2 protein-coding genes are annotated in these 3062 nt (G+C 58.4%); one reads left to right on the forward strand and one right to left on the reverse strand.

What is annotated here, in order from left to right:
• Nucleotides 1–92: 92 nt before the first annotated feature.
• Entirely contained in the window at nt 93–2210 is a 2118-nt protein-coding gene (locus tag Q0072_RS15975) for a pentapeptide repeat-containing protein (protein ID WP_298332120.1), read from the reverse strand.
• 271 nt (nt 2211–2481) lie between these two features.
• Here Q0072_RS15975 and Q0072_RS15980 point away from each other — a divergent pair.
• A partial coding sequence (locus Q0072_RS15980) for a trypsin-like serine protease (RefSeq protein WP_298332122.1) occupies nt 2482–3062 on the forward strand: 581 nt, incomplete at its 3' end.

Below are 3062 nucleotides of genomic sequence, written 5' to 3' on the forward strand. Positions count from 1 at the left end.
CTCTGAACGAAGCGCACATGAGGCGACGCACAGGGTCGCACTCGGCGCTGACGCTTCGCTATAGCCGAAAAGGTGAGCGGCGCAAATGGACTTTAGCTGATCTGGAAGCGCCGGCGCACGGCAAGGCCGAACAGGAAGGCCAGAGTGAGCGCCAGAAAGGATTCGACGGTGGCCAAGAGGCGGAAGATCAGTTTCAGATAGGGCTGGCCCAGCGATGTAGCAAAGTCCTTCGATACATCTTCAAACGCCCCGAACGGAAAGATACGGCTAGCCGACACGGACGCGGCTTCGACCAGATGCGAGGGCACCGTAGCGAGAAGAGACAGCCACGCCTGAATATCGGCCGCCTGTCTGTTTTCGAACACAGCGATGACTGCGTCCATATCCAGATGAAACAGACCAAAGATCGGGATACAGAGCAGCCATATCGCGAAAAGCCAGATCACAGGGCGCACCACAGACAGCCCGTACCCCGATAGTAGCCGATAGCCGTCTGTGGCGAAATGCAGTCCGGGACTGACATTGGAACGCTTACGCCGCGCCATGAGTTCCAGACGAAAGAACTCCCCTTCGGCCTCCCGGTCGCGGCGACCTTCCATGATCAGTTTCAGCGTGCGAAACCCCGACTCGACCTTAGCAAAATAGAAGTCGTCGATGCGGCGGGAGATAAGCGCCTCTGCGGGAGTCTCTGCGGGGGGGCGTTTTATTATGTTCAACAGGAAGTGACGCCATTTCGACCATGTTGTTGGAGACAGGCCATCACGGAGGATGTTCCTTTCTGTCGTGTTTCGAAGGTCTTCATATGCGGTCGTTGCCTTTATTTGCCACGCCGTTTGAAACCCTTGTTGCCATTCTGTTAAAGCTCGCGTTGATCTCTCGCCTTCAGGCACGGCGGCCTCATAAAGTGCCTTGAGCGCCCTGTCGGGAACAGGCGGCAATGCGGCTGCCGAGGGCGGGAAGTCGAGGGACGGTTGCCATTGAGCGTGCGGAAAGATCACTTCCGGATGCAGCTTGCCGTCATGAAAACAGACGGCCCCGTAAAAACGCGCATCCTTGAAGGTCGAGGCATTGGGTATGTCGCGGTTGGAAAAATTAGCCTCACCCAGAAAGACCGTACCACTTGCCGCAATCGACGGAATGCGCCGTAAGGTGGCCAGAGACGGCGGATCCAAAGACGCAAGGCTTCCCTCAAACTGATCGGGTTTATCGGCGCGTCGGCTAAGGCTTAGCGCTTGCGATGCGCCCGGTCGGGAGGTGCCTGAGCCATCTCCCTCAAAATCAGCCACCCCAAGGAACACGGCCTCATCTAGGGTGAGAGGCTTTTCGAACAGGGCAAATTTGAATTGGGCCCTGCCAGAGAAGATTGCGCTTACGAAGCGGGTGTCACCAGAGAAGGTTGCGCTTACGAAGCGGGTGTCGCCTGAGAAGGTTGTTCTGTCGAAGAAAGCGTAGCGAGAGAAGGTTGCGCTGTCGAAGTTGGCGGTACCAGAGAAGGTTGCGCTGGAGAAGTAGGCGTAGCGAGAGAAGGTTGCGCTTAGGAAGCTGGCGCCGCCAGAAAAGATTGTGCTTAGGAAGCTGGCGTCGCCAGAAAAGATTGTGCTATCGAAGCGGGTGAAGCCACAGAAAATTGCGCTGTCGAAGCGGGTGTAACCAGAGAAGGTTGCGCTGTCGAAGTTGGCGGTGCCAGAGAAGGTTGCGTTTTTGAAGCTTGCGTCGCGAGAGAAGGTTACGCGGGAGAAGCTGGCTTTGGCCAGAATGGCCCAATCGAAACAGGCCCGTAGGTGATTCATAAACAGGTAGAGTGTGCCGATAGTGACAAGGCCGTTCATCACGGCCAATGGGGCCTCGTCGGTTGCAGCGGCCTTCAGGCGCGCGACGATAACAGCGGTCAGGCGCTCATGCAGCGCTCTGGCGGTGTCGGTTGTCGTCTTGGCCGTCGGCGTACCATCTTCATAGTGCAGCGGCAGGTGGGCAATATGATAGGACTTTTGACCCTCGACGACTATCAGTTCGCCCGCTGCCACAAGCGCCGTATCGTCGCGTACCTCTCCGGTCTCCGGATCGGTACGCCAGTACTGCTGGAGCGACTCAAAGTCGTAGCTCTCTTTCCGTGGGTCAAGCAACCCTTCCCACGAATAGTCCGCTTCCCGCCAGCGCGCCCACGATTCGGCGAGGCGTTGCTCTCTGTCTGCGGTCTTGTCCTGTGCCATCACGCCCCCTGCGGTTGAAAGCCTAATCGACACGCGGCCCTCTGCCAAGCCGGGAACGCCCCTTAGCAAAGATCGCCGGGCGCGCCGTCAAGGGCACTGTGTCAGAATTGTAACAACTGAAATCAGGCGCGCATTCCCTTATATTGGTGATTGAAAAACACCGAAATGCAGATAGGGTTTTTGTCTCAAAAGTGGTCGTCATGTGTCGCCTCTGACGCATTGTCCTCCTGGTTTGTTATCTCAAATCCATATTCAGCTCCGGGGAAGTTTTATGAAGTCTCTGAAATCGTTGCGTTCTGCCTGCCTTGCCTCTACGGCGCTCCTGTCGGTGGCGGCCCTTGCCCTGCCGCAGCAGGCCGCAGCGGTGGTCACGCCTGAGACGGTGCCGCCGGGGGCGGCCGTGGATACGACGAACACGCGTCCCTACATGGTGGGGCTGATGATCCGTAATGAGGCGGGCAATTCCGGCGGCACCTGTACGGGCCTGCTGATCAATCCGCGCACGGTCCTGTTCGCCGCCCACTGCGTCGATGGCCTGGCCCCCGGTGCCTATGACGGCAACAGCCCCGGTAACCGCGCACAGGTGGGCTACACCACCGATCCGACCTTCGGCCTGACCAATATGCGCGAATTCCTGTTCGGTCAGGACTTTAACGTCTCCAAGGGTGATGCCCGCGTCGTGAATGGCAGCTCGGTCATGGTGTGGTACGATCCGCGTTCGCGCAATGGGTCGGCCCGCTCACCCTCGGACAATTCCTTCCTGTCGGCTGACGTGGCGATTGCCGGTTTCGATACGGCGACCGAGTTGCTGGGCCGTGACGGGGCCAATGGCATCGGCCTGCTGTTTTCGCC

This window comes from Asticcacaulis sp., assembly GCF_027484505.1.
Classification (GTDB): domain Bacteria; phylum Pseudomonadota; class Alphaproteobacteria; order Caulobacterales; family Caulobacteraceae; genus Asticcacaulis.

Coding starts and splice junctions, on each gene's coding strand:
- Q0072_RS15975 (WP_298332120.1), bottom strand. CDS start 2,210: ATGGCACAGGACAAGACCGCAGACAGAGAGCAACGCCTCGCCGAATCG.